This window comes from Jeotgalibacillus marinus, assembly GCF_040801915.1.
Classification (GTDB): domain Bacteria; phylum Bacillota; class Bacilli; order Bacillales; family Jeotgalibacillaceae; genus Jeotgalibacillus; species Jeotgalibacillus marinus.
In genome coordinates this window covers 1-272 of the sequence record NZ_JBFMIA010000155.1, presented here as the reverse complement: position 1 = coordinate 272, position 272 = coordinate 1, and the positions used below count along the sequence as shown (strand labels likewise).

Below are 272 nucleotides of genomic sequence, written 5' to 3'. Positions count from 1 at the left end.
ACCGCCTGCTTTATTCCACCGCATAAATTCATTAGAAATGGTCACGTCAAAAGAATTATTATTAACTTTCCTGAGTAGAGTAGATTGTTTTAAATTGCCTGTCCCGACATTATAAGCAAAGCAAACCAAGGCAGAAAATTGATTTTCATTAATATCTTTTGCTAATAATTTTTTAACTCCACTAGCAAATTCATTGACAATGTTTTGGAATAATTCGTTAGCTCTTTCCTGAGTAATTACATCTCCTTGTTTAACCTTACTTTTGTCCTCAT

1 protein-coding gene is annotated in these 272 nt (G+C 32.4%); it reads right to left on the bottom strand.

Annotation, left to right across the window (positions count from 1 at the left end):
• The coding region (locus AB1471_RS17345; protein WP_367780978.1) for a lysozyme at positions 1-272 on the bottom strand (272 nt) is incomplete at both ends.